Source organism: Corynebacterium sp. SA-MJD20WY100, assembly GCF_039822565.1.
Taxonomy (GTDB): Bacteria; Actinomycetota; Actinomycetes; order Mycobacteriales; family Mycobacteriaceae; genus Corynebacterium; species Corynebacterium phoceense_A.
The window spans coordinates 126,516-149,823 of record NZ_JBCJKS010000005.1; the positions used below are offsets into that span (position 1 = coordinate 126,516).

21 protein-coding genes, 1 tRNA gene and 1 pseudogene are annotated in these 23,308 nt (G+C 64.0%); 8 read left to right on the forward strand and 15 right to left on the reverse strand.

All coding sequences use genetic code 11. From position 1 onward, the window contains the following. Positions 1–19: 19 nt before the first annotated feature. Positions 20–328 carry an acyl carrier protein gene (locus tag ABJ196_RS04425; protein WP_257035082.1) on the forward strand — a complete coding sequence of 103 codons (309 nt, stop codon included), beginning with the start codon at positions 20–22 and terminating at the stop codon, positions 326–328. On the opposite strand, the gene ABJ196_RS04430 is transcribed toward ABJ196_RS04425, so the two are convergent. Then, a complete protein-coding gene (locus ABJ196_RS04430; RefSeq protein ID WP_347305398.1) occupies positions 298–675 on the reverse strand; it encodes a hypothetical protein in 378 nt (125 codons plus the stop codon). The two genes, ABJ196_RS04425 and ABJ196_RS04430, sit on opposite strands and share 31 nt — an antisense overlap. Positions 676–978: 303 nt before the next feature. Between ABJ196_RS04430 and ABJ196_RS04435 the strand changes: the two genes are divergently transcribed. Further along, positions 979–1,965: a prolyl oligopeptidase family serine peptidase gene (locus tag ABJ196_RS04435; RefSeq protein WP_347305399.1), complete on the forward strand. Its 987-nt coding sequence runs from the start codon at positions 979–981 to the stop codon at positions 1,963–1,965. Positions 1,966–2,038: 73 nt separating this feature from the next. On the opposite strand, the gene ABJ196_RS04440 is transcribed toward ABJ196_RS04435, so the two are convergent. Further along, complete coding sequence (locus ABJ196_RS04440; RefSeq protein WP_347305400.1) at positions 2,039–2,854, reverse strand: serine hydrolase domain-containing protein; 816 nt, start codon at positions 2,852–2,854, stop codon at positions 2,039–2,041. A gap of 446 nt (positions 2,855–3,300) precedes the next feature. Between ABJ196_RS04440 and ABJ196_RS04445 the strand changes: the two genes are divergently transcribed. After that, the gene (locus ABJ196_RS04445) at positions 3,301–4,248 is read left to right on the forward strand and encodes a septum formation initiator (protein ID WP_347305401.1); all 948 of its coding nucleotides are present in this window, start codon (positions 3,301–3,303) and stop codon (positions 4,246–4,248) included. An 87-nt stretch (positions 4,249–4,335) separates the two neighbouring features. Here the strand turns inward: ABJ196_RS04445 and ABJ196_RS04450 are convergent, their stop codons facing one another. Next, complete coding sequence (locus tag ABJ196_RS04450) at positions 4,336–5,211, reverse strand: SDR family oxidoreductase (RefSeq protein WP_347305402.1); 876 nt, start codon at positions 5,209–5,211, stop codon at positions 4,336–4,338. A 155-nt stretch (positions 5,212–5,366) separates the two neighbouring features. On the opposite strand from ABJ196_RS04450, the pseudogene ABJ196_RS04455 reads away from it, so the two are divergent. Next, positions 5,367–5,546, forward strand: a pseudogene (locus tag ABJ196_RS04455) (nucleoside transporter C-terminal domain-containing protein); the annotation flags it as partial. A 61-nt stretch (positions 5,547–5,607) separates the two neighbouring features. On the opposite strand, the gene ABJ196_RS04460 reads toward ABJ196_RS04455, so the two are convergent. The 3 genes from ABJ196_RS04460 to ABJ196_RS04470 all read right to left on the reverse strand — a co-directional run bounded on the left by ABJ196_RS04460 (position 5,608) and on the right by ABJ196_RS04470 (position 9,021). Continuing rightward, positions 5,608–6,732: a trimeric intracellular cation channel family protein gene (locus tag ABJ196_RS04460; protein WP_347305403.1), complete on the reverse strand. Its 1,125-nt coding sequence runs from the start codon at positions 6,730–6,732 to the stop codon at positions 5,608–5,610. Positions 6,733–6,826: 94 nt separating this feature from the next. Further along, positions 6,827–8,488 (reverse strand): mechanosensitive ion channel domain-containing protein, encoded by a 1,662-nt coding sequence (locus ABJ196_RS04465; RefSeq protein ID WP_347305404.1) that lies wholly within the window; start codon positions 8,486–8,488, stop codon positions 6,827–6,829. Positions 8,489–8,947: 459 nt separating this feature from the next. Next, a tRNA-Ile gene (locus ABJ196_RS04470) sits at positions 8,948–9,021 on the reverse strand. A gap of 228 nt (positions 9,022–9,249) precedes the next feature. On the opposite strand from ABJ196_RS04470, the gene ABJ196_RS04475 reads away from it, so the two are divergent. After that, positions 9,250–10,215 (forward strand): DUF1906 domain-containing protein, encoded by a 966-nt coding sequence (locus ABJ196_RS04475; protein WP_347305405.1) that lies wholly within the window; start codon positions 9,250–9,252, stop codon positions 10,213–10,215. Here the strand turns inward: ABJ196_RS04475 and ABJ196_RS04480 are convergent. The 6 genes from ABJ196_RS04480 to ABJ196_RS04505 form a co-directional block, all read right to left on the reverse strand. Further along, entirely contained in the window at positions 10,212–11,051 is an 840-nt protein-coding gene (locus tag ABJ196_RS04480) for a hypothetical protein (protein WP_347305428.1), read from the reverse strand. The genes ABJ196_RS04475 and ABJ196_RS04480 overlap by 4 nt on opposite strands. A gap of 162 nt (positions 11,052–11,213) precedes the next feature. Then, on the reverse strand, positions 11,214–12,866 hold the full coding sequence (locus ABJ196_RS04485) for a cation acetate symporter (RefSeq protein ID WP_347305406.1): 1,653 nt from the start codon (positions 12,864–12,866) through the stop codon (positions 11,214–11,216). Positions 12,867–12,869: 3 nt separating this feature from the next. Further along, a complete protein-coding gene (locus ABJ196_RS04490) occupies positions 12,870–13,202 on the reverse strand; it encodes a DUF485 domain-containing protein (protein ID WP_347305429.1) in 333 nt (110 codons plus the stop codon). A 389-nt stretch (positions 13,203–13,591) separates the two neighbouring features. Continuing rightward, positions 13,592–14,455, reverse strand: coding sequence for an aldo/keto reductase (locus tag ABJ196_RS04495; protein WP_347305407.1), 864 nt, complete (start codon positions 14,453–14,455; stop codon positions 13,592–13,594). 194 nt (positions 14,456–14,649) lie between these two features. After that, the gene (fkpA, locus tag ABJ196_RS04500) at positions 14,650–15,009 is read right to left on the reverse strand and encodes an FKBP-type peptidyl-prolyl cis-trans isomerase FkpA (RefSeq protein ID WP_066488386.1); all 360 of its coding nucleotides are present in this window, start codon (positions 15,007–15,009) and stop codon (positions 14,650–14,652) included. Positions 15,010–15,176: 167 nt separating this feature from the next. Further along, the gene (locus tag ABJ196_RS04505; RefSeq protein ID WP_347305408.1) at positions 15,177–16,472 is read right to left on the reverse strand and encodes a citrate synthase; all 1,296 of its coding nucleotides are present in this window, start codon (positions 16,470–16,472) and stop codon (positions 15,177–15,179) included. Between the two features lie 245 nt (positions 16,473–16,717). On the opposite strand from ABJ196_RS04505, the gene serC reads away from it, so the two are divergent. From serC to ABJ196_RS04520, 3 genes are all read left to right on the forward strand, one after another. After that, positions 16,718–17,854, forward strand: coding sequence for a phosphoserine transaminase (serC, locus tag ABJ196_RS04510; protein ID WP_347305409.1), 1,137 nt, complete (start codon positions 16,718–16,720; stop codon positions 17,852–17,854). A gap of 66 nt (positions 17,855–17,920) precedes the next feature. Beyond that, positions 17,921–19,057: a septation protein SepH gene (sepH, locus tag ABJ196_RS04515; RefSeq protein WP_347305410.1), complete on the forward strand. Its 1,137-nt coding sequence runs from the start codon at positions 17,921–17,923 to the stop codon at positions 19,055–19,057. Positions 19,058–19,103: 46 nt separating this feature from the next. After that, complete coding sequence (locus tag ABJ196_RS04520; protein WP_347305411.1) at positions 19,104–19,970, forward strand: hypothetical protein; 867 nt, start codon at positions 19,104–19,106, stop codon at positions 19,968–19,970. A 333-nt stretch (positions 19,971–20,303) separates the two neighbouring features. Here the strand turns inward: ABJ196_RS04520 and ABJ196_RS04525 are convergent, their stop codons facing one another. The 3 genes from ABJ196_RS04525 to ABJ196_RS04535 all read right to left on the reverse strand — a co-directional run bounded on the left by ABJ196_RS04525 (position 20,304) and on the right by ABJ196_RS04535 (position 23,304). Then, on the reverse strand, positions 20,304–21,113 hold the full coding sequence (locus tag ABJ196_RS04525; protein WP_347305412.1) for an RNA methyltransferase: 810 nt from the start codon (positions 21,111–21,113) through the stop codon (positions 20,304–20,306). A 34-nt stretch (positions 21,114–21,147) separates the two neighbouring features. Continuing rightward, a complete protein-coding gene (locus ABJ196_RS04530) occupies positions 21,148–22,551 on the reverse strand; it encodes an NCS2 family permease (RefSeq protein WP_347305413.1) in 1,404 nt (467 codons plus the stop codon). A gap of 93 nt (positions 22,552–22,644) precedes the next feature. Next, the gene (locus tag ABJ196_RS04535) at positions 22,645–23,304 is read right to left on the reverse strand and encodes a DUF3027 domain-containing protein (protein ID WP_257035103.1); all 660 of its coding nucleotides are present in this window, start codon (positions 23,302–23,304) and stop codon (positions 22,645–22,647) included. Between the last annotated feature and the right edge of the window lie 4 nt (positions 23,305–23,308).

Here is a 23,308-nt window from a genome sequence, read left to right on the forward strand (position 1 = left end):
CTGACTTACACTGGGACGCATGGCCGATGGACAAGACTTTGCCGCGCAGCTGCGCGCAGCGCTGGGCAGAGAAGAACACGAGGATAAGCCCGCCGCGACGGATACGTATGGGGAGCTCGCGCGGCTCATCACCCAAGTCGCGGGGGTGGAGGAACCGGCGCGTGAAGACCGGTTGGAAGATGTGGGGATTTCTTCGCTCAACTTGATTGAGCTGACGGTGCGCGCGGAAGAGCGCTTCAAGGTCCGCTTCGATGAGGGCACCGCCGCGGCCTTTGAGACCGTGGGCGAGGTCGCCGACTACATCGACACGCGGGCCGAGAAGCAGTAGCGCTGCGCGAGATCGCGCACCGCCGTCTCCAGCGCGTGCAGCTCCGCGCGAGTACCCGTGAGTACCTGGCGGCAGCCAATGCCCGGCGGCACGGCGTCAAAATCACTGCCCGTGCCTGCGGCAAGAGCCGCGAGATCCTGGCCCGGCCAGTCCTTGTACCAGCGGGTACACCACTGAGCCGTGAGGGGATCATCGCCCGGGATCTCCCACGTCGACGCGCTGGGCAGGCACGTGACCATGAGCTCTTCCACGCGCGGGCGCAGTCGAGCAGGCATGCTCTCAATGATGAGCACGCCGGAGGTTATCGGGCGCACTGGCGCCGAGGGTTCGGCGGCAGTGGTTTTCACGCATGTTTCCACAAGCCGAATACCTTTCATTTCCTGTTGCAAGACGAGCATCGTCTTCCCCAACGAACCGACTCGAACAGTTTTGTGAAATGACATCGGATGTAATTACCGTGCGTAACGCAACCCATTTTGTTCCCCTCCAGTCACACGAGCAACCCTAAACCCCTGCTTCAACCCCCATTTACTGAAGTTTCACTTGAGACTTAGAACTTCCCTGTGACCGCGCCCCGCGGATCTTTACAGCGCAACGACATCGTCACAAAAGTTAAGGTTTCGATACCTTCCCCGCTACCCTTAGTCCTCATGTTGAAGACTTTTGCTACTCGCGTGGCTGCCCTCGCCTCCGCCACGGTTCTGTGGACCTCCGTCGGCCTGCCCGTCGCGAACGCCCTCACGAGCTCGGACATGAGCTCCACCTCGAGCAAGGGCTCGAGCAACGGCTCCTCCCTCTCTGACGCGTTCACGCTGTCGTCAAAGTTGGGCCAGGCCCTGTCCATGGGAGCTGGAAATACGACCCATTCCACAAAGAAGGTTTCCGTCTCCGGCCAGGGCACGCGCTCCTACGAGCTCTACGTCCCCTCCGACTATGACTCATCCCGCGACTACCCCGTCGTCTTCGCTTACTCCGGCATGGACTTCGATGGCTCAGACATGCACGGCCACTCCCACTTTGAGCGCGCCACGGGCTCCGATGCCATCGTCGTCTACCCCAACCCGCGCGCGAGCGTCAACGGCGGCCTGGCGTGGGAAGGCCCCAACTACGCCACGACGAGCCGCGGCGAGGACGTCGCCTTCACCAAGGCCATCCTCAATGACGTAGCCAATAGCTACTCCGTCGACCGCAGCCGCGTCTACGCCACCGGCCTGTCCAACGGCGGCGGCATGGCGCTCGCCGCCGCGTGCCAGGCCCCGGAGACCTTCGCCGCCGTTGCCGGCGTCTCCACCGCCGCGTACACGCGTATCTTCGACGGCTGCACAGGCCAGGTGCCCACGCTGCTCATCCACGGCACCGACGACAAGATTGCGCCGTACTACAACGATGGTTCCAACGGCCACGGCGGTTCCTACTACGCCACCCGCGGCGCCTGGGAGCGCATCGGCAAGCGCAACGCCTGCGACACCTCCGGCGCGTCCATGCGCACCGGCTCCGGCAACGGCTACAACTCCTTCAGCTACTCCGGCTGCCTCGCTGAGACCACGCTCTACCGCGTGAACGGCGGCAGCCACACGTGGTTTGCCTCCAACCCCAACGCCACGCGCGAGGTGTGGAACTTCTTCCAGCGCCACTAGCTTCCTGCTAGCCTGTCCGTGCCCCGGTCCTGCCGGGGTATTTTTATGCCTCCAGCTTTTATGACTCCAGCTTTTATGACGGCAGCTCGCTTTGCGACTGCAGCTCGCTCCAGATCGCCGAGTTCGTCTCCGCCCATAGCGGCTTGGCCCAGTCCCCGAAGTCGTGATCGGTGAGCATGACCATAGCTTTCCCCTCCGCCAGCCAGAGGTAGGTTCCGGACATACCAAAGTGCCCCGCAGTCTCCGCGGGCAGCGAGCCCATCCAGTGGTCCTTGTCCCCGTGGAGCTCGAAGCCCAGGCCCCAGGAGCAGTCCTTAAAGGAGCCATAGCCCGGCACGAGACCGCGCAGGCCCGGGAACTGCGGTGTGAGCATCTCCTCGACTGTCGTGGGGTGCAACAGCTGCGGGTCGAGCACCTCGCGGGCGAAGCGGACCATGTCGTCCACCGTCGAGTCGAGACCATGCCCCGCCGAGCCGACCAAAGCCGAATCCTTCATTCCCAGCGGCTCAAAGACGCCCTCGCGCACGTACTCCGGAAACTCCATACCGGTCGCCTCCGCCACGATATCCGCGGCCCATTCATAGCCCGCCGAGGAATAGATGCGCCGCTCCCCCACGGGCTTCTGCGCTTCGCGCGTATCAAACCCCACACCAGACGCGTGCGCCAGCAGATGCCGAAGAGTGGAACCGGAAGGCCCTGCCGGCTGGTCGAGCTCCACCGCCCCCTCCTCGACGGCGAGCATGATGCCGTAGGCCACCACGGGCTTGGTCACCGAGGCAATCGAATACACGCGGGAGGTATCCCCCAACGTCCGAACATCACCGTCTACAAGCAACGCGGCGGAGACATGGTCAGCCGGGAAATCGGCCACAGAATCAAAGGCAGTCATAGGTACCCAGCCTAGCGAACCCGCCCGCGCACCGACGCGAAACAAATGAATAAAAGTACCGCTCGGTCTAGTCTTTTGAACGTGGCCTGTCGCACAATCAATAGCACCACGTTCCTCGCTCTCTCAAGGAGGCCCCGCGATGTCTGCGACCACCGCCCCCAGCTCGACCTACGTCCAGGACCCCACGATGGCTAGCTCCCATTCGGCGTTCGGCTGGGCCTCCACGCTTTTGGCACCGCCATCGGTGCGGGCATTCTCTTCCTCCCTCTGTCCGCCGGCGCCTACGGATTCTGGCCGCTGCTCATCGCCACCGTGCTCATCGGTCCGCTGACGTATCTCTCCCACTACGCCTACGCGCGCATCATCGCTCGCTCCCCGCAACCCGGCGCGGATCTCCTCGCGGCGCTGTCCAGCTACTTCGGCCAAATACCGGCACATGGCTCGCCGTGGCCTACCTCGTCATGCTCTTTCCCGTGCTCCTCGTGTATTCGGTGAGCATCACCACCACCGTCGATAGCTTCATCGTCAACCAGCTCGGCGGCCCGGAGATCCCGCGGTGGATTCTCGCACCGATCCTCATCGGCCTCCTCGTCGCAGCTCTGGCCTTCGGCGAACGCATCATGCTCGCCGCCGCCGAGCTCCTCGTTGTCCCGCTGCTCATCGCGCTCGGCGCCTTCTCGCTCTGCCTCATCCCGCAGTGGGACTTAGGCTCTTTCCTCACGGTCTCCTCCGAGCACTCCTTCTGGGAATCCATGGTGCTCATCCTTCCGGTGCTGGTCTTCTCGTTTACCTTCATCGGCTCGCTGTCCCAGTTCGCCGTCTCTGCCCAGCGCAGCCACGGCGAGTTCGCCGAGGCTCGCCTCTCCCGAGTCATTATGCTCACCACGGTCTTGCTCACCGCTTTCACGATGTTCTTCGTCTGGTCCTGCGCGCTCGCCCTAGGCGCAGACGGCATGGCCCAGGCCGCCGCGGATAACCTGCCGGTGCTCTCCTACTTCGCGAACACCACGGGCACCCCGTTCCTGGCGCTTGTCACCCCGATCGTCGCCGTCTGCGCCATCGCCTCCAGCTTTATCGGCGTAGCCCTGGGCGCGCGCGAAGGCTTGCAGTTCCTCGGCACGCGCTTGAATCCCTCCCAGCGTGAGCTTTCCGATGCCCCCGTCTACCTGTTGATCTTCGCCGTCGCCACCGTCGTGGCCATCGTCGAGCCCTCCGTCATGGACCTCATCACGGTCGCCGGCGGCCTCCTCATCACCATCTTCCAATTCGGCGTGCCCATGCTCGCCGTCTACACCGTCGCACGCCTGGCGCCGCTGCGCCGCAGCCCCGGCAACGCCGTCATCATCGCCTTCGGCGCGGTCGTTCTCGGCTCGACCATCTGGGGTTTCTTCTAAACCCACCTCGTTCTAGGCCCACCAGGACACACGAAAGCCCACGGCACGGTTGCACACCTGCGCCGTGGGCCTTTCTCGCGCCTTAAGCTACGGAGTTGGGAAACCACCCGTCGCGCCGATGGTCTCACCCGAGACGAAGCTCGCCTCCTCCGAGGCCAGGAAGACGTACGCGCCGGCCATCTCCACCGGCTGCCCGGCGCGGCCGAGGAAGAACTTCGTGTCGAATTCCATAACCCCCTCGGTTGTCTGGCCGCCCGCGGGCTGCAGCGGCGTCCACACGGGGCCGGGCGCCACGGCGTTGACGCGAATGCCGCGCGGCGCCAGCTGCGTGGACAGGCCCTTGGACATCGAGTTCATCGCCGCCTTCGTCATGGCGTAATCAACGAGGATGGCCGAGGGCTTATACGCCTGGACGGAGGAGCTAAAGATAATCGAGGCACCCGGCTTAAGGTGCTTGAGCGCCGCCTTCGTAACCTTGAACGAGCCATAGAGATTGACCTTCATGACGTCATCAAAGTCTTCGTCCGAGATATGCTCCAAGTCCTCGTGCCAGATCTGGCGCGACGCATTGTTGACCAGGATGTCGAGTCCGCCCAGCGCCTCGACGGATTTCTCCACGAGCTCAACGCAGTACTGCGGGTCGCGCAGGTCGCCCGGGAACGCGAAAGCCTTCTGGCCCGCGTCTTCAATGGCTTTGAGCACGCGGTCCGCATCCGGCTGCTCCTCAGGAAGGTACGCAATGGCCACATCCGCGCCTTCCTTGGCGTACGCCACGGCCACAGCCGCGCCGATGCCCGAATCGCCACCAGTAATGAGAGCCTTGCGGCCCTTCAAGCGCCCGCGGCCCTCATAGGTCTCAATGCCGATATCGGACTGCGGCTGCAGCTCGATATCCAGGCCCGGGTACTCCTGGTGCTGCTCCGGCGGATTGACCTTGGGGAATTTCGTGCGTGGGTCGGTCATGATTTTCTCCTTCATCGAAGATAGTGAAAGGCGCAGCCGCCCCGTCCGGGGTGCCGCGCCCCCACGCTACGCGTCACGTCGCGTCATTCGCCATGACTGCACGTCCGCCAGCCCTGGCCGGTACCTTTACCTGCATGACCGGTGGTGTCTCCCCCGTCGCCTGCCTGCTCGTCGCGTTCATCGCCATGATTGCGATGCTCTCGGCCATCCTCGGCGGCATCGGCAACATCTTTGGCCAAGACGGCTGGTCCCTCGAAGGCCTCTTCGGCGCTATCTTCGCCCCGTTCGCGTGGCTCATCGGCGTGCCGTGGTCGGACGCCATCGACGTCGGTACCACCATGCGCAACGCCGCCATCGTGGGCGTCGTCGTGGCCCCCGATGTAAAAGACGCAACCTCTAAGTGTCAGCCCCTGGCTGGCGCTTATCGTATTTTTCCACCAGCTTGTCAATGAGCTCGTCCGTGAGCTTGTCATCTGCAAGAATCGCGTCGAGCATGCGCTGATGGTCCGGTTTGTCCTGATAGGAGTCGCCGGCAAAGTCCATGCCGATGTCGTCGGCAAAAGTGCTCAGCACAGTCGCTCCCGTCTCCGCCGCGCTTTCCGAGGCCCCCTTCTCCCCTGCGTCGGCCGCTACCGCCGAGGCGTCGCTCAGCTGCGCGACCTCGGAGTTGAACTCCTCGAGGAACTCGTCGGCCGCCGCCTGGGCTTCGGCGGGGCGCTTGCCCTCGCGGATCTCGCGGGCGATACGCCGCTCGAGGGCGTTTTCCATCTGCTTGTGCCGCCACGAACGCAGGCGGCGCGGCTCGAGGCGGCGGCCCACGGCACGCGACTTATCCTCGGCCTTACGCGCGAGGACGGCAACCTGCGCTGCAGTCTCGTTGACCGGCGCCCACTCTTGGTCCGTGGACACGCGCCAGCCGGTCCAATACCCCAAGAGCGCGAGCGCAAAGCTCGCCACGGGTCCGAGGATCATGCCCCACGCCAGGAAACCGAGCCCATTGCCGGCGAGCACGATGACGGAGCAGACGGCTGCCGGGATGACGATGGGCTGATTGTCGCCAAAGACAGCGGGCTCTCGGCCCATGCACACGTCGCGAATCATGGAGCCGCCGGTCGCTGTGAACACGCCCATCATGATGCACGGAACGACGGGCAGGCCATAGGTGAGAGCCTTCACCGTGCCCGTCCCGGCCCACAGTGCGGAGACGAGGGCGTCGCCGTGGGCTTGTAGGTGTTCCCACGTCTTACCCTTGAAATAGACGAAGCGCGCGATGAGCGCACCGGCGAAAGCGAGGTAAAGGTACTCGGGCTGGCTCATCGCCGCGACGGTGCCGCGGTTGATGAGCACGTCGCGAATCATGCCGCCGCCCAGCGCCGAAAACATCGCAATGAAGAAGAACCCGATGATGTCATAGCCACGTTGGCGCGCAATTGTGCCGCCGATAATGCCCATGAGCAACACGCCGCTCACGTCCGACCAGCGATAGATCGATTCGATGAGCGGGTCAACCTCGGAAACCATGATCGTTATTGTAGCCAGCGCCTTGCCCCACCGCCCGCGTAGCTACGCGGCAGCTGCGCGCCGCGCGAGCAAAGGCTGCGCAGGGACTGCACAGTTACTGCGCGGCCGTGGCCTCCGCGCCACCCGTGAGCGCCGCTGCGCCGGTGGGCTGCTCCGCCGCACCCGTGGGCTCGACGGTCGGCTCCTCAGCAGGCGCAGTCGTGGCGGCCTGCGTCGTCGCCGCGGGCGTCTCCTCGTCCTCTCTATCGCGGCGTGCGGCGCGTTCCCGGCGCGCCGTTGTGGTTGCTAGCTCCGCGGTGGTGCCGTTGTCCTGCGCCGCGGTCGGTCCGTCAGTGGCCGTGGCCTCGGACGCATCTGTGGGCTGTTCGACGGTCCCCTGCGTCGGCTCGACGCTCTCCTCCGGCTGCGTTGCCGCCGTCGTCGCAGGCGCGGTTGTCGCCGCGCTTTCCGTCTCACTGGACTTCGACGTCCAGTAGGACGGCGAGAGCCAGCCAGCGTCCGCGTCCTCCGGGTTCGCCGAGAAGAGCAGCAACAGGCCGGTCACGGCGAGCCCCACAAGAAGGCCCGTCGTTGAGCCGCGCACGCGACCGCCGAGCGTCCACAGCTTGCCCCAGCGCGTCGTGGGATGGTCATCGCGCCAGATGGTGCGCGGTGCCTCGTCGACGGCGTTCATGACCTCGGTCTGTGAGACATCCGGGTGCTGCGCCGCCACATCCGGGTCCGACTCGGACGGCCGGCCCGGTCCTTGATCGCTCGGGTCGTGCGAATCGCGCGCGGCCGCATTAGCCACAGCGTCGCGCACCTCCGCCTTGTCGGTTCCTGCCGCAGCCGGCATGACTTCGGTCGGCGCGCCGGCTCTAGCCGACTCTGCGGGGGCGGGCGGCACGGCGGTGATGGGGGCATCGGCAAGCGGGGCGGCCGAGGACACGTTGTAATGATCCCAGAAGGCCGCGACGAGGGCGGAGCGAATGCCGCGCTCGACGGCCCACTGGCGGGAGGGATTGACAACAACCATGACGCGGTACTTGATCTGCCACGGCTGGCCGGCGACGGTGGGCTCGATAAGGCCAGTGACCGGCAGAATCTCGATCTCGCCCGCGATATCTTCGGCGATGGCTGCGTCCTGCGCCGCATGCGAGGAAATCTCCTCAACCTTGCGGGTGACCTCGGACAGCGTCTCGCCTGCACGCACCGGCACCTGCAAGTCAACGACGGCGCGCGACCAATCCTGTGAGTAGTTCGTCACCACGCCGCCCGAGCCGTTAGGCACCATGACGACCTCGCCCGTCGGCGTGCGGACCTTCGTCGTGCGCAGCGTCAACGCCACGACGGTGCCTTCCACCGCCGCAGACGTGCCGTCGAAACTCACGTAATCGCCCACACCGTACTGCTTCTCGCTCAAGATGAAGAAGCCCGCCAGGAAGTCGCCGATGATCTTCTGCGCACCGAAACCAAGCGCAGCCGAGACGACCGTCGCGGGAATCGCCGCACCCAGCGCAGGCACGCCCACGTTGGTCAGCGCCGCGATGGCAAGCAGGAAATACGCCACCGCCTGCGCGACGTAGACCAACGCGCCCGCCAGGGCGAGACGGGTCTTCGTGGATTCCTCATTGTCATCCAGACGCGAGTCAATAAGCCTGATGACCAGGCGCCCGACACGCGGCACCAAAATCGCCATGAGCAGCAACGCCGTCAACGGCAACGCGTGGTCGACGATAAGTTGCCAGAAGTGGAAGAAGAAATACCGGACGTTCATACTCTCCGATACTAAAACCACCGCCGACACGACGGGCATAGCGGCGGTGGATTGATAGCGTTTTCTACGATTGGGCGCGAGCGTTAGGACGCTGCGGGGAACAAAACATCTTCGCGGTAAAAGTACCGCGCGTGCGTATGCCGCAGGCTTTCCAGGCGCGGTGCGGCGATAGTGGCGATTTCGACACCCGGGTCGTCATTGCGTTCGTCGAGAACCGCGCGCGTCCGCGCCGCCTCGGTCAACGAGGAACACTCTTTCACACTCACAGCACCCGTGCTGCGGCGGTATTCATGAGAAACGCGGGGAAACCCTTCATTACCGTTCCTTCTCCCGCTGGAACTCTTGCACGCATTCTTCCAGTTCCTGGAACAACGCGCTATCAGGACGCGCTTAGGGGGACGCGTTGGAACTGCGCAGGACGCTACCACCAGGTATACGCGCAGTTTGACGGCTAAAAAGTGGGGCCACCGGGGCTCGAACCCGGGACCAACGGATTATGAGTCCGTAGCTCTAACCGACTGAGCTATAGCCCCTTGAAACGCACCGTGTGAGGTGCTGCGAAGTATCTTATCGTGTCCCGCGCCGCGGACTGCAATTGCTCCCCGCGGGGTGCATAAAGCGAGCCCGCCGGATGCTGGGCGCGTCACCCTCGACGGCATCGGAAGCCGGTGGTACGGTACAGATGTTAATTAGAGTGACTGTTGTGACGGCGATCTCGTAAACCAGGGCGTCGCAACAGTCCGACTTCTCTAGGAGCCTCTATGTCGTCCACCTCGCGTTCTTCCGTCCACTTCAGCCGCCGCAGCCTCCTGCGTGCGGGCACGATTGCCCTCGCCGCGGGTGCCGTGGGCACGGCCGCCCCGCAGGCGTTTGCGCTCGGCCCGGTGCTCGGCACCGTTGTCGACTTCTCGGCGGGTGTTCCCTCCTCGGCCGCGCTCAAGGCTGCGGGCCAGATGGGTGCGGTGCGCTACGTCTCCAAGCCGCGCGCAGGCTGGATGGCCGGCAAGCCGGTCACCCGCGCCCAGGCTGCTGCCGACGCCGCCGCCGGCCTCGCCGTTGCTTCCGTCTACCAATACAACGGCTCGGACAATCCGGACTGGGCGGGCGGGGCGGCATCGGCAGCCCAGCACGCGCCGCAGGCCATCGCCATTCACAAGGCGGCGGGCGGTCCCACGGGCCGACCGATTTATATCGCGATCGACAGCAACCCGTCCCGCGCCCAGTACGACGGCCAGATTAAGCCCTACCTCGTGGCGTTTTCCACCGCGCTCAAAGCGGCGGGCTACCAGGTGGGCGTGTACGGCAACTACGACGTTATCGATTGGTGCGTACGCGACGGGATTGGCAGCTACTTCTGGATGCACGACTGGGGCTCGGGCGGCCGCATCCACCCGCGCACGACCATCCACCAGCTGCCACAGAACCGCCAGCGCACCATCGGCGGCGTGGTCTGCGATATCAATGACGTTTACGCGAAGGACTGGGGACAGTGGACGCCGGGGCGCGTCGCAGCGCCGGCACCGGCCGCGCCCGCAGCCCCCGCTCACAACAACAACCCGCTCAACGCCGTGGGCCAGATGTCCTCGCAGGTCCAGAACGCCGTGCCGGGACTCAACCTGCCGCAGGTCTCCCCTCAGGGCGTAAGCTTCAACGGCTCGTCCGTCGACTCCCAGCAGATTCAGGCTGGCATCGACTTGGCGCAGACCGTCATCAAGGCAATGCGTTAGGACTTCTGCTCTTCAATAAATTTCGTCGTCGCCTCGTTCAGGGCCTTGACGGTGACCTCTTTCTTCACGAACTTCGTGAGGTCTTCCGCCGAGCCCGACACCGAGGCGGCGACGATGAAGTTTTTCCCGAAGCTCACAGAGGAGTGCAGCGTCTTATCGTCAGACCAGCCCCACTTCGAGCCGAGCACATTGCTAAGCTTCGCCGTGCCGTAGTCCTGGCGGTAGCCATCTTCCGCCGTGGTCGTGGCCTGCGCCATCGCGACGAGGATGGGATGCGTGGGTGATTCCTCGCGCAGCGCCTTGATGAAGTTGACCACGTCATAGACGGACGTCACCGACTTGCCCCACTCGCTTCCCGCGCGCGTGGATTCGAGCTCATAGTCTTCCGCCACCGTGTCGATGGACTCCGGGTAGCGCTTAAAGAGATCCGACGCGGAGACGTCCGATGAATCCGCAATCATGTCGAGCGCTTCGTACTGGTCTTCCAGCGTGCCGTGGTCAAGCACGTACTTGGCGAGATAGAGCTTGATAAGGCTCAGCGCCGGCATGGCGTTGCGTTCCCCGTCGGTGCCCATGCGCATGCCGTCCATGCGGTAATAGGACAACTCACGGGCCTTGGCGTTGGCGACAAACTTCACTTCGCCGTCGAGGTCCGCGGCAATATTCTTCTTCGACGGCGGGGCTTCCACCGTGAGCGTTGCCACGGGGCGCGTCGCCGACAGCCGCGCGGCGGTCGTCTCCCCCGTTTCCTGCGCCGCGTCCGCAGGCTTTTCATGCGGCGGCGTACACGCCACCAGCGTCCCCGCCAGCGCCGCGGCGAGGGCCAGACTCATCATCCGATTCACTCACCACATATTACTAATGCCACCGCCTTCTTCAGAAAGAAGGCGGTGGCATTGAGCGTATGCGACGGGGCGGGCTACCCCTGCGGGTGTGAGCGTTGAGAAGCTCACCGTTGTGTGTTCGACCTTTAGTGGTCAACCTTTAGCGGTCACCCCTTAGTGGTCAACCGGAGCCTCAACCCCCACGCCGGTGAGGGAACGAACTTCCATTTCGGCGGAAAGCTCTTCGAAGTTGTCCGGCTTGGTCATAAGCGAGACAGCCCAGCCGACGAAGAATGCGAGCGGGATGGTGACGATACCCGGCGAGGACAGCGGGAACAGTGCCCAGTCCGCGTTGGGGAACATCGAGGTCTCGGTGCCGGAGACTGCCGGGGAGAAGAAGATGAGGACCAGGCAGGAGATGACACCGGTGTACATGGAGGCCACAGCACCCGCGGTGTTGAAGCGCCTCCAGTACAGGGAGTACAGGATGGTGGGCAGGTTAGCCGAGGCCGCGATGGCGAAGGCCAGGGAGACCAGGAAGGCGACGTTCTGGGTCATGGCCAGGATGCCGAGGATGATGGCGACGACACCGAGGACAACGACGGTCATCTGGGAGACGCGGACCTGCTCAGCCTCCGTGGACTGACCGTTACGGATAACGGAGTGGTAGACGTCGTGGGCGATGGACGCCGAGGCGGTAATCGCCAGGCCAGCGACGACCGCGAGGACGGTTGCGAAGGCAACGGCGGAGATGACCGCCATGAACACGGAGCCACCCAGTTCGAGGGCCAGCAGCGGGGCGGCGGAGTTCGCGCCACCCGGCGCGGCGAGGATGCGGTCCGGACCAACCAGAGCGGCGGCGCCGAAGCCCAGGATGAGCGTCATGAGGTAGAAAGCACCGATGATGACGATGGCCCAGGTCACGGAGCGGCGAGCTTCCTTCGCAGTCGGAACCGTGTAGAAGCGCATGAGGACGTGCGGGAGTCCACCGACACCGAGGACGAGGGCGATACCGAGGGAGATGAAGTCAATCTTCGTAGTGAGGGACGCGCCGTACTTCAGGCCCGGCTCCATAATCTGGGAGGCCTCGTAGCCCTTCTGCGCCAGGTACTCAGAGCCAGCGTGCGCCTGCACCGCGCCATCGAAGAGGGCACCGAAGCCACCCTTGATGGAGATGAAGACCATGGCGCACATCGCAACAACACCGGTCACAAGCAGGACTGCTTTAATCATCTGAACGTAGGTCGTGCCCTTCATGCCGCCGACGAGGACGTAGACAATCATGAGGACGCCCACGATACCAACGACGACGGCCTGCCAGAAGAAGTCGTGGATGTTGAGCAGGACCGAGACCAGGGAGCCGGCGCCGGCCATCTGCGCGATGAGGTAGAACAGCGAGACGAAGAGCGTCGCAATAGCGGCGGCCACGCGGACCGGCTTCTGCTTGAGACGGAAGCTCAGCACATCAGCCATGGTGAAACGCCCCACGTTACGCAGCGGCTCGGCCACGAGCATGAGCGCCACGAGCCATGCGACGAAGAAGCCCACGGAGTACAGGAAGCCGTCGTAACCGGTGAGCGCGACGGCGCCGACGATACCAAGGAAGGACGCGGCGGACAGGTAGTCACCGGAGATAGCGAGGCCGTTTTGGCGGCCAGAGAAGGAGCCGCCACCGGTGTAGAAGTCAGAGGCTTCCTTCGTCGACTTGCCGGCACGCAGGACCACGTACATGGTCACCACAAGGAAGACGACGAAGACGGAAATATTGAGAATCGGGTTGCCCGCGGTGGCATCGGCGCTCGCGGCGGCGAGGTGGAATGTAGTCATTGTCTATCCCTCCAGTTCTTCACGAATCTTGGCCGCACGCGGCTCGATGTTCTTATTGGCGTACTTCACGTAGACCCACGTAATGATGAACGTGGTCACGAACTGTGCAATACCGAAGGCCAGGCCAACGTTCCAGCCGCCCGGCAGCTCGGTACCCATAAAGCCCGGCGCGAAGACCGCGGCCAGCACGTAGACGATGTACCACGAGAAGAACGCGACGGTCATGGGGAACGTAAAGTTGCGGTAGGCCCCGCGCAGCTTGCCAAATTCGGCACTCTCGCGCATGGCGATGAATTCCTCCGCAGTCGGCTCACGGCGTTGCGCCGGGGCCGTCATGTTGGAGTCAACAGAGGGTGCAGACATTGCATGTGCTCCTTCCAAAAGGGCAAGGGATAGGTCAAAAAGTTAAGCCCGACTCCGCCACACCGGCTCGCGCCACCTGAGGCAGAGGTCACATTTTTGCTTGATGTGTAAGTTACAGAGCATTCTGTGCAACGTTGTAGCTGTCGCTAAAAATTCACCCTTTGCAAGAATTAACTACCCCCACACCCGCCCTCAACATGGATATTTACAGCTTGCAAAATTACCCCCAACTTGCATACAAGCGCCTTTTGCCAACTTTGCAAACCCCAATGTGGCACACGTCTCACTAGGAAAACCACACACAAAAGGCCGCTGCCCCACCGGGGGCAGCGGCCTCAACGTTCGCGGCCGGCGGGTGCGGACTAGCCTTCCGCGCCCGGGAAGTCGCGCGGATCATTAAACATGCGCCCGAATCCCTCACGTCCGTCGAGGGAGTTCATGACGTCCATCTCCGCGCGCGTGAGCGTAAGCTCTGCCGCCGCGAAGTTCTCCGCCAGGCGCTCCTTGCGCGCGGACTTGGGGATAACCGAGATACCCAGCTGTAGCAGGTACGCGAGCACCACCTGGCCCGTGGTCACCTCATGCTTCGCGGCAATCGCCTTGATATCCGGATTAGTGAGCACCACACCGCGCGCAAGCGGCGACCACGCCTCGGTGACAATGCCGTGTTCGTCGTGGTACGCGCGCAGCTCCGGCTGCGTGAAGCCCGGGTGCAGCTCCACCTGGTTGAGCACCGGCACAATGCCGGATTCCTTGATAAGCGTATCGAGCGTCTCCTCGTAGAAGTTGGCCACGCCGATGGATGCAATCTGACCCATGCCCTGCAGGCGCGCAATCGCGTCGAACGTCTCCACGTACTTACCACCCTGCGGCCACGGCCAGTGGATGAGATAAAGGTCGATGTAGTCCAGCCCCAGCTTGTCCAGGGACTCATGGAAAGCCTGCGGCGCGAGATCCGCGCCGTGGTGATCGTGCCATACCTTCGTCGTCACAAAGATCTCATCGCGGGTGACGTCGCCGGCATCCATGGCCTGCTTCAGGGCCTTGCCCACGGCCTCCTCGTTCTTGTACAAGGTCGCGGTGTCGAACTTGCGGTAACCAATCTCGATGGCCTCGCGGATGGTGCGCACGCACTCGTCGTCGCGCAGCTTGTAGGTGCCCAAGCCCAGCTGGGGCATCTCACGGTCGTCATTAAAAGTAACGTTCTCTACAGTCATGTCCCCCATTGTGCCCTACCGCGGCCTGCCGCCGCCGGGTTTCTCATACTAGGCGGGGATATGCGCTCGAAACGTGAATGAGGCACGGGAAAATTTCAAGAAATCGACCAACTCATTCACGCTAGGAACCCCAGAGATCGCGAAAGCCCCCGAGCCCGCCGCAAAGACAGACCCGAGGGCGCCACGAAATGAGGCCGTGTGAATTAGGCCGCGCGAATGAGGTCGATGATAAAGACCAAGGTGCGACCGGAGAGCGGGTGTCCGCCACCCACGGGGCCGTAGGCCTTCTCCGGCGGGATGGTGAGCTGGCGGCGGCCGCCCACCTTCATGCCCGGAATACCTTCCTGCCAACCGGCGATGAGGCCGGTGAGCGGGAACTCGATGGATTGTCCGCGGTCCCAAGAAGAATCGAATTCCTGGTTCGTCTCATAATCGGCGCCCACGTAGTGGACCTCCACGACGCCGCCCGGCTGCGCCTCGGCGCCGTCGCCGACCACGATGTCCTCGATGACGAGTTCCGTCGGGGCCGGGCCGGTCTGGGCTTCGATCAGTGGCTTTTCCATGGGATGTACCTCTCCTTGGAGCGAATTGTTAAGCGAGATTTAGCGGTAGCGCTGCGGCCGCGAAGTGGACTGCAATAGCTATGAGAAAACCGCACTAGCAGCCCATTATACGGGACACCGTGCGGTTTCTTGCCATTTATGCAGCGAAGGCGCCACAAAAATAGGGCTTACTTACGCTCCGAGCGCGGGGTGAAGGCGCGGAGGGACTCACCGGTGTAGATCTGGCGCGGGCGGTTGATCTTCGTGTTGAGCTCCAGCTGCTCGCGGTACTGAGCGATCCAGCCCGGCAGACGGCCGATGGCGAAGAGCACGGTGAAGAAGTCCGTGGGGAAGCCCATGGCGCGGTAGATAAGGCCGGTGTAGAAGTCGACGTTCGGGTACAGCTTGCGGGAGACGAAGTAGTCGTCAGAGAGCGCAATCTGCTCGAGTTCCATGGCCAGGTCGAGCATCGGGTCGCCGCCGAGGTGCTCGAGGATCGCATGTGCGGTCTCCTTGACGATGGCCGCGCGCGGGTCGTAGTTCTTGTAGACGCGGTGGCCGAAGCCCATGAGGCGAACGCCCTTTTCCTTATTCTTCACGCGGTTCATGAAGTCGGTTGCGTCGCCGCCGTTGTTCTTCTGGATGTCCTCGAGCATCTCCAGAACGGCCTGGTTGGCGCCACCGTGCAGCGGGCCAGACAGGGCGTTGATGCCGCCAGCGATGGAGACGAACATGTTGGCCTGGGCAGAACCAATCATGCGGACCGTGGAGGTGGAGCAGTTCTGCTCGTGGTCTGCATGGAGGATAAGCAGCTTGTCCAGGGCCTTGGAGACGACCGGGTCAACCTCGTAGTCCTCGGTCGGGTAACCGAACATCATGCGCAGGAAGTTCTCGCGTGCGTTGAGGTTGTTATCCGGGTACATGTAAGGCTTACCCTCCGAGGCACGGTAAGCGTAAGCCGCGAGCATGGGCACCTTGGCGAGCAGGCGGACGGTCGCCTTGTCGAGCTGCTCCGGGTCCAGCGGGTCGAGCTGGTCCTGGTAGTAGGTGGAGAGAATGTTCACGGAGGAAGCCAGCACGGCCATCGGGTGCGCGTCGCGCGGGAAGATGGAGAACTGCGCCTTGAAGTCCTCGTCGAGGAGGGTGTGGTGGCGGATCTCGTTGTTGAACTTGCTCAGCTGCTCCTGGTTCGGCAGTTCGCCGTTGATGAGCAGGTAGGACACCTCGTTGAAGGTGGCATTCTGCGCCAGGTCAGCAATGTCGTAACCACGGTAGCGGAGGATGCCCTCTTCGCCGTTGATGAAGGTAATCTTCGACTCGGTGGAGCCGGTAGCGGCGTAGCCCGGGTCGAACGTGACGAGACCGGTCTCGTTACGCAGCTTGGAAATGTCAAAGCCGGAGTCGCCTTCGGTGGACTGCTTGATGTCCATCTCGTACTCGCCACCCGGGTAGTGGAGAACAACCTTGTTATTGTCGGTAGCCACGTTGGTTCCTTTCTTCGTTAAACCAGTCAATAAAGCATGTGCCATCGCTGGAGACGCGTCTTAAGGCTCTCGCAGTGCACGCCGTAAGGATTACTTTACTAGTAAACAGTACGCGCATTTCGGTTTTGCCAACTCCCCACCCTACCAAACAATGTGACCACTACTACAACCCGCGGTCGGGGTGAGATAGTCCCCTTTTTCTAGTAAGCAACCGAAAAGGCTTCGGCGGTGGCTATCATATTCGCATGAGCAACCCCAGCATTCAGATTCCTACAGAGTTTATCCCGTCCGATGGCCGCTTTGGCTGCGGTCCGTCCAAGGTTCGTCCGTCCCAGATCGAGGCCATCGCCAACCACGGCATTGACATCATCGGCACGTCCCACCGCAAGCCCGCTGTCAAGGACGTCGTCGGCCGCGTCCGTGACGGCCTGTCTGAATTCTTCTCCCTGCCCGACGGCTACGAGATCATCCTCTCCCTGGGCGGCGCCACCGCCTTCTGGGATGCCGCCACCTTCGGCCTTATCGAAAAGAAGTCCTCGCACCTTACATTCGGCGAGTTCTCCGGCAAGTTCGCCAAGGCCTCCCAGCAAGCTCCGTGGCTCGATGAGCCGAACATCACGGATGCCCCCGTCGGCACCGCCCCCTCCTCCGCCGACCTCAACCTCGAGGGCGCCGACGTCGTCGCGTGGGCACACAACGAGACCTCCACGGGTGCCATGACTCAGATCACCCGCCCCAACTCGGACGCCCTCGTTGCTATCGACGCAACCTCCGGCGCCGGCGGCCTGCCTGTCGACTTGAAGGAAGCTGACGTCTACTACTTCTCCCCGCAGAAGTGCTTCGCCTCGGACGGCGGCCTGTGGCTCGCCGCGATGAGCCCGGCGGCCTTGGAGCGCATCGAGAAGATCAACGCTTCGGACCGCTACATCCCGGCCTTCCTTAACCTGCAGACCGCCGTGGACAACTCGCGCAAGAACCAGACCTACAACACGCCGGCCGTGGCTACCCTGCTCATGCTCGCCGACCAGGTCGAGTGGATGAACGCCAACGGCAAGCTGGACGGCATGGTCAAGCGCACCACCGCCAACTCGGATGTCCTCTACAACTGGGCCGAGGCCCGCGAGGGTGCTACCCCGTTCGTCGCCGAGAAGGACGCGCGCTCCCTCGTCGTCGGCACCATCGACTTCGATGACTCCATCGACGCCGCCGCCCTTGCCGCCGCCCTACGCGCCAACGGCATCCTTGACACGGAGCCCTACCGCAAGCTCGGCCGCAACCAGCTGCGCATCGGCACGTTCCCCGCCATCGAGACCGATGACGTCGAAAAGCTCACCAAGGCTATCGATTACGTGCTCGATTCGGGCGCGGCAGCCGCCAAGTAGCTCCTTTCCTGCGATATGGTGGACACCACAGTCCGCCTTCGCGACAGGAATTAAAGGAGAGCGATCATGCGCGAATTATTCGTGGTCGACAACGAGTCGACCGAGACCTCTTTGGTGCTGCGCACCGAAGACGGAGAGGAGTTCTTCCTCGATCTCAGCGCCCTCGCGCCGGATATTCGCGCCACGCTTTCCGCCCAGCCTGACGATGGCCCCTCTACCGCACCGGAGCCAGAGGCTCCGGCCGAGCAGGCCACGCCGGAGGCACCGGCGGCATCGGAAGCACCTGCCCCTGCCCCGCGGCTGACGGCCGTCGGCTCCGCGCCGCGCCGTCCCACCACCGAGAAGCTGAGCATGCGCCCGCCGGAGATTCAGCACCGCATCCGCGCTGGCGCCACCGTCGCCGAACTTGCCGAGGAAATGGGCGTCGCCGAGTCCCGCGTCGAGCCCTTCGCACACCCCGTGCTCATGGAGCGCTCGCGCATCGCGGAGCTCGCCAAGCAGGCCCACCCGGTCCGCGAGGACGGCCCGGCCAAGCTCACCATCTATGAGGTCCTCGCCACCGCCTTTGCCGCCCGCGGCCACTCGCTTACTGACGCCACGTGGGACGCCTACCGCGAGAAGGGCCAGCCCTGGACCGTCCGCGTCACGTGGAAGACGGGCCTGAGCGAAAACGAGGCCGAGTGGACCCTGCGCGAGTCCTCCGGCTCCGCCTCCACCCTCGTCGCCCGCAACACCGTGGCCGCTGACCTTACCGACCCGGACTTCGTGCAGCCGGTGCGCTCGCTCACCTCCGTCGGCCGCGGTTCCCGCCGTGTCGAGGCGCTCGACGCCCGCGAGGACGAGGACTTCGATCCGTACTCCTACGGCGAGCAGGACGACCTGGACGCGCTGCGCCACTCCCGCCGCGCCGCCGCCTCCGAGGAGGACGAGACCGTCGTCGAGGTCACCGATGTCACGGACCTCACCGCTCCTACCATCGCGCCCGTGGGCACCCCGCACGACACCTCGAATGGCTCCGAGGATGCGGAGCCCTCTGCGGAAAAAGCCGACGCAGCGTCCACGTCCAACGACAAAGACGAGGAGTTCCTCCAGCACCCGTCGCCCGCGCCCAAGCCGTCCAAACGCCGTCGTCGCGCCTCGACGCCGAACTGGGAGGACGTCCTCCTCGGCGTGCGCGGCAACACGAAGCGTCCCCGCGACTAACCGCCCCGTCCAGCTCTAGACGTTCACTCAAGAAAGATTCCCTCTCATGAACATCTCACGCGCAGTCCTTACTCTCTGGTACGTCACCGTGGGCGACAGCTCCGAGCCAGCCGCTGACATCGCGAAGGTCCTCAACGCCGATCCCAAGGCGGACCGCGGCTTCGGGCGCAAGTACTTGAGCCAGCTCAATCCGGCGTTCCCCGTGACGCCCATTGGCCAGTTCCCGCTCGGCCGCTCCGCGCAGGCTGACGTGGGCGAGTTCTACATCGGCGGCTACCCCGGCGTCACCGTGGTCCAGACCGTCATCATGGACGACGCCCTCACGCTCTCCAAGCTCTCCCCGCTTCTGCTGCGCGCCATCAATGCCAAGCACATCTTCGCCTTCGCGTCCAACGAGGAGGAGGGCTACGCCGGCATGGCACACTGGGAGAACTACGAGCTCAAGCGCTCCCTGTGCTCGACGCGCACCGAGTTCATCGAGGACATCGGCCTGCCCGAGCCTTACGAAGGCCCCTACTGGGCCGGCGAGCACCGCCCCTCCACCTCCGGTGCCATCACGCTGCCCTTCGTTCCCCAGGAGCTCATGCAGGAAGCCGAGCGCACCTGGCTCGGCGTGGAAATCGGCGAGAACGGTCCCAACCTCGACGTCGTGGGCTACGCCATCGACGGCCGCCCCGAGCCCAAGATCGACCCGGCCCCCGCACCTAAGTCCACCTCCGAGCTCGTCGAGACCTCCGCCGCGAAGCTGGGCGTCGGCCCCGCCAACGGCGCTTACGACGACTACGCAGACCCCGAGGCCGAGCCCGAGTCCACCATCGCCGAGTCCGCCCAGCGCACCGCGCACGACCTCGCGGACCTCGGCCGCACCATTGCCTCGCGCGTCGTCACGTTCTTCAAGAACCGCCGCCGCTAGCCCCTCCGCGCGCGCTGAAAATTGACACAAAAATCCCTTCAGGACATATAAGCCCCTCCCCGAGCGCCCACACGGTGCCCTATATGTCCTGAACGTAGATCCAGCCGCGGCGAATTGCACTTCAGCCGTCCGCGCACGCCGACAATCGACGCAAAAATCCCTTCAGGACATATAAACCCCTTCCCGAGCGCCCACACGGTGCCCTATATGTCCTGAACGTAGATCCAGCCGCGGCCAATCACACTCCAAGCCGACTGTGCCCTCCGCATGCGCCGAAAACGGCTCGTTTCGGCGCGAAGCGTAACAATGCCGCCAGGGCTGGGGAGCGCGGGACTAGAGGTCGAGCAGCGAACGCTGGCGCTCGTAGAACGCAATCGCCGCGGACGTCGCCACGTTCAAGGAATCGGTCCCCGGGGCCATCGGAATGCGCGCGCGGACGTCCGTGGCCTTCATGGCGTGTTCGGTCAGGCCGGGGCCTTCGGCGCCCACGAGGAGCGCGACTTTCTCGGCGCCCTTGAGAGCTTGAGCCAGGTGCACCGCGTCCTCGCTGGGGGTTAAGGAGACGAGACGGAAGCCGGCATCGGAAAGCTTGGCCAGCTTATGTTGCCAATTGGTGTAGCCGCCCTCGAAGCGGGCCCACGGCAGGCGCAGGACGTGGCCCATGGACACGCGGACGCTGCGTCGGTAGAGCGGGTCCGCGGTGCCGGAGCCCAGCAGCACGCCGTCGACATCCATGCCCGCGGCGTTGCGGAAGATGCCGCCGATATTCTCGTGGTCGCCCACACCTTCCATGACGACGAGCGTCTGTGCACCCTCGATGACCTCGTCAACCGACCAGGCGTCCAGGCGGTCCGCGGACGCGAGCAGGCCGCGGTGCATGTCAAAGCCGGCGACCTCGGTGAGCATGTCGCGGGTGACCTCGTAGATGGGCACGTCGTCGGGCACCTCGTGCTGCGACAGGTAGGTGTCGATCTTCGCCTTGAAGCCCACGATGCAGCGGGTGGGGTACGCGGAGGCGAGCAGGCGCTCGACGATGATGGGGCCCTCGCCAATGACAAGACCCTCGCCGTGGGCGTCGGACTTTTTCAAGTTCCGAACGTCATCCAGGCGAGGGTCGTTGACGTCTTCAATTACGTAGCGCATGTACCCGACAGTACCGTGTCAGGAATGCAGCGAACTAACCGATAACGGAGGAAATCGGTCCCATGCCGAAATAGACCACGAACATCGCGGCCACGAGCCACATGATCCAGTGGACCTGCTTGGCCTTGCCTGCGAAGACAGCCATGGCAGCGAAGGCGATGAAGCCCACGCCAATGCCGTTGGCGATGGAGTAAGTAAACGGCATGACCACGATGGTGAGGAACGCCGGGATGGCGACCTCCATCTTGTGCCACTCGATCTCGGTGATCTGGGAGGCCATGAGCACGCCCACGATGACGAGGACCGGTGCGGCGGCCTCGATCGGGACGATCTCATAGAGCGGGGTCAAGAACATGGCGAGCAGGAAGAGCACACCCGTCGTGATGTTGGCCAGGCCGGTGCGGGCGCCATCGGCGATGCCCGCAGAAGAGTCTGCAAAGACGGTGTTGGAGGAGGCGGAGCCCAGGCCGCCGGCCACGGCGCCGAAGCCCTCGACGACCAGGGCCTTCTTCATGTCCGGCAGAACGCCGTCCTCGTCGACGAGGTCGCCCTGCTTGCCCAGGCCCGTCATGGTGCCCATGGCGTCGAAGAAGTTGGTGAGCAGCAGCGTGAAGATGAGTAGCACGGTGGCGACGACGCCCAGCTTGGTGAACGCGCCGAAGAGGCTCACCTCACCCACGATGGAGAGATCCGGCATGCCGCCGAGCGACGACGGGGCGCCCGGGGTGGCCATGCCCCAGTCCTCGTTGGGGAAGAGAGCCTGCAGGATGATCGCGATGACGGTCGTGATGACAATCGCCAGGAACAGGCCGCCCGGGACGTTGCGGATGACGCAGAAGGCGCAGATGAGCAGGCCGATAACGAAGACGAAGGCCGGCCAGGTCGCAATGGAGCCGTTGATACCCAGGCCAACCGGCACGGTGGTGTGCGCGGCGTCCGGCACGCGGGTGACAAACCCGCCATCCACGAAGCCGATGATGGCGATGAACATACCAATACCGACGCCCATCGCGGCCTTCATGGAGTGCGGGATGGCCTCAAAGACGGCGGTGCGGAAGCCGGAGACGGCCAGCAGCACGATGATGATGCCCTCGATGACCACGAGGCCCATGGCCTCCTGCCAGGACAGGCCCTTAGTGGCGACCATCGTGACCGCAACGAAGGTGTTCATGCCCAGGCCCGCCGCCATGGCGAACGGGTAGCGGGCGATGGCGCCGAAGGCGATGGTCATGATGCCCGCGATGAGCGCGGTGGCGGCGGCGACCTGCGGGATGCCGAGCGCGTGACCGTTGACGTCGGGCGAGGTTCCCAGGATGAGCGGGTTGAGCAGGATGATGTACGCCATCGCGAAGAACGAGACCGTTCCCGCGCGGACTTCGGTTCCCACAGAGGAACCGCGTTCAGAGATATGGAAATATCGATCGAGAGCAGTCTTCATCAGACCTTGAGCCCCTTTACCTAGTGCCAGGAGGATTGAGTTTTACCTGCAAAGATTCCCCCACCACAGGCAAAAATGCAAAACCGGACTAGATCAGAAGATGGGCTTTTCGTCGTCGAAGGCGCGGCGGGGCTCGTTGTCAGTCTCTGTGACCGTGGTTTTTGAGTGCGCGCCGCAGCCATACGTGGCGTGGACCACGCGGCCATCGGCGGAATATATGTTTGCACACACTCCGAAGTTGGGCATGAACGGAACCATGAAGGCGCACGTCTTGCACTGCAGCGGGGCCGCGGCCGCCATGGCGGAATTCGGGCCGAACTCGCCGGTGCGCCAGCGCGTGCGGGCGTCCTGGACGGCGGCCTCGGTGAGGTTGCCAAAATCGTCGAGACGGTCATCATCAGGCACCGGCATGAGGTCGCCCGGGCCGAGGTCGCCGGGGCGCACGCGCTCGGCATAGGGCACCCACTCGGGCGCCTGAAGGGCGTCGCCGCCGGGCACGAGCGCGACCTCGTTGACGGTCACGTCCTCCGAGCCCGCCGCGCACGCGAGCACCGCCTGCCACTCCCATCCAGGATAACCAGGCATGTCGGCCTCAAAGCGGTGCGTCGCGACGTTACGCGTGAGCCCGGCGACGCCAATGTGCTTGCCGATGCCCCCTTCGCCCAGCTCGGCAACGGCCTCCCGCGCCACCTCCACGGCGCGCGCGCCAAGGAGCGGGTTGCGGTGGGTGGACTCTCTCTTTTTGCTTGACACGCTT

What these genes read in the sequence shown, in the direction of transcription:
- ABJ196_RS04425 (WP_257035082.1), top strand. Translation starts at nt 20, where the DNA reads ATGGCCGATGGACAAGACTTTGCCGCGCAGCTGCGCGCAGCGCTGGGC.
- ABJ196_RS04435 (WP_347305399.1), top strand. Translation starts at nt 979, where the DNA reads ATGTTGAAGACTTTTGCTACTCGCGTGGCTGCCCTCGCCTCCGCCACG.
- ABJ196_RS04440 (WP_347305400.1), bottom strand. Translation starts at nt 2,854, where the DNA reads ATGACTGCCTTTGATTCTGTGGCCGATTTCCCGGCTGACCATGTCTCC.
- ABJ196_RS04450 (WP_347305402.1), bottom strand. Translation starts at nt 5,211, where the DNA reads ATGACCGACCCACGCACGAAATTCCCCAAGGTCAATCCGCCGGAGCAG.
- ABJ196_RS04460 (WP_347305403.1), bottom strand. Translation starts at nt 6,732, where the DNA reads ATGGTTTCCGAGGTTGACCCGCTCATCGAATCGATCTATCGCTGGTCG.
- ABJ196_RS04465 (WP_347305404.1), bottom strand. Translation starts at nt 8,488, where the DNA reads ATGAACGTCCGGTATTTCTTCTTCCACTTCTGGCAACTTATCGTCGAC.
- ABJ196_RS04475 (WP_347305405.1), top strand. Translation starts at nt 9,250, where the DNA reads ATGTCGTCCACCTCGCGTTCTTCCGTCCACTTCAGCCGCCGCAGCCTC.
- ABJ196_RS04480 (WP_347305428.1), bottom strand. Translation starts at nt 11,051, where the DNA reads ATGATGAGTCTGGCCCTCGCCGCGGCGCTGGCGGGGACGCTGGTGGCG.
- ABJ196_RS04485 (WP_347305406.1), bottom strand. Translation starts at nt 12,866, where the DNA reads ATGACTACATTCCACCTCGCCGCCGCGAGCGCCGATGCCACCGCGGGC.
- ABJ196_RS04490 (WP_347305429.1), bottom strand. Translation starts at nt 13,202, where the DNA reads ATGACGGCCCCGGCGCAACGCCGTGAGCCGACTGCGGAGGAATTCATC.
- ABJ196_RS04495 (WP_347305407.1), bottom strand. Translation starts at nt 14,455, where the DNA reads ATGGGGGACATGACTGTAGAGAACGTTACTTTTAATGACGACCGTGAG.
- fkpA (WP_066488386.1), bottom strand. Translation starts at nt 15,009, where the DNA reads ATGGAAAAGCCACTGATCGAAGCCCAGACCGGCCCGGCCCCGACGGAA.
- serC (WP_347305409.1), top strand. Translation starts at nt 16,718, where the DNA reads ATGAGCAACCCCAGCATTCAGATTCCTACAGAGTTTATCCCGTCCGAT.
- sepH (WP_347305410.1), top strand. Translation starts at nt 17,921, where the DNA reads ATGCGCGAATTATTCGTGGTCGACAACGAGTCGACCGAGACCTCTTTG.
- ABJ196_RS04520 (WP_347305411.1), top strand. Translation starts at nt 19,104, where the DNA reads ATGAACATCTCACGCGCAGTCCTTACTCTCTGGTACGTCACCGTGGGC.
- ABJ196_RS04525 (WP_347305412.1), bottom strand. Translation starts at nt 21,113, where the DNA reads ATGCGCTACGTAATTGAAGACGTCAACGACCCTCGCCTGGATGACGTT.
- ABJ196_RS04530 (WP_347305413.1), bottom strand. Translation starts at nt 22,551, where the DNA reads ATGAAGACTGCTCTCGATCGATATTTCCATATCTCTGAACGCGGTTCC.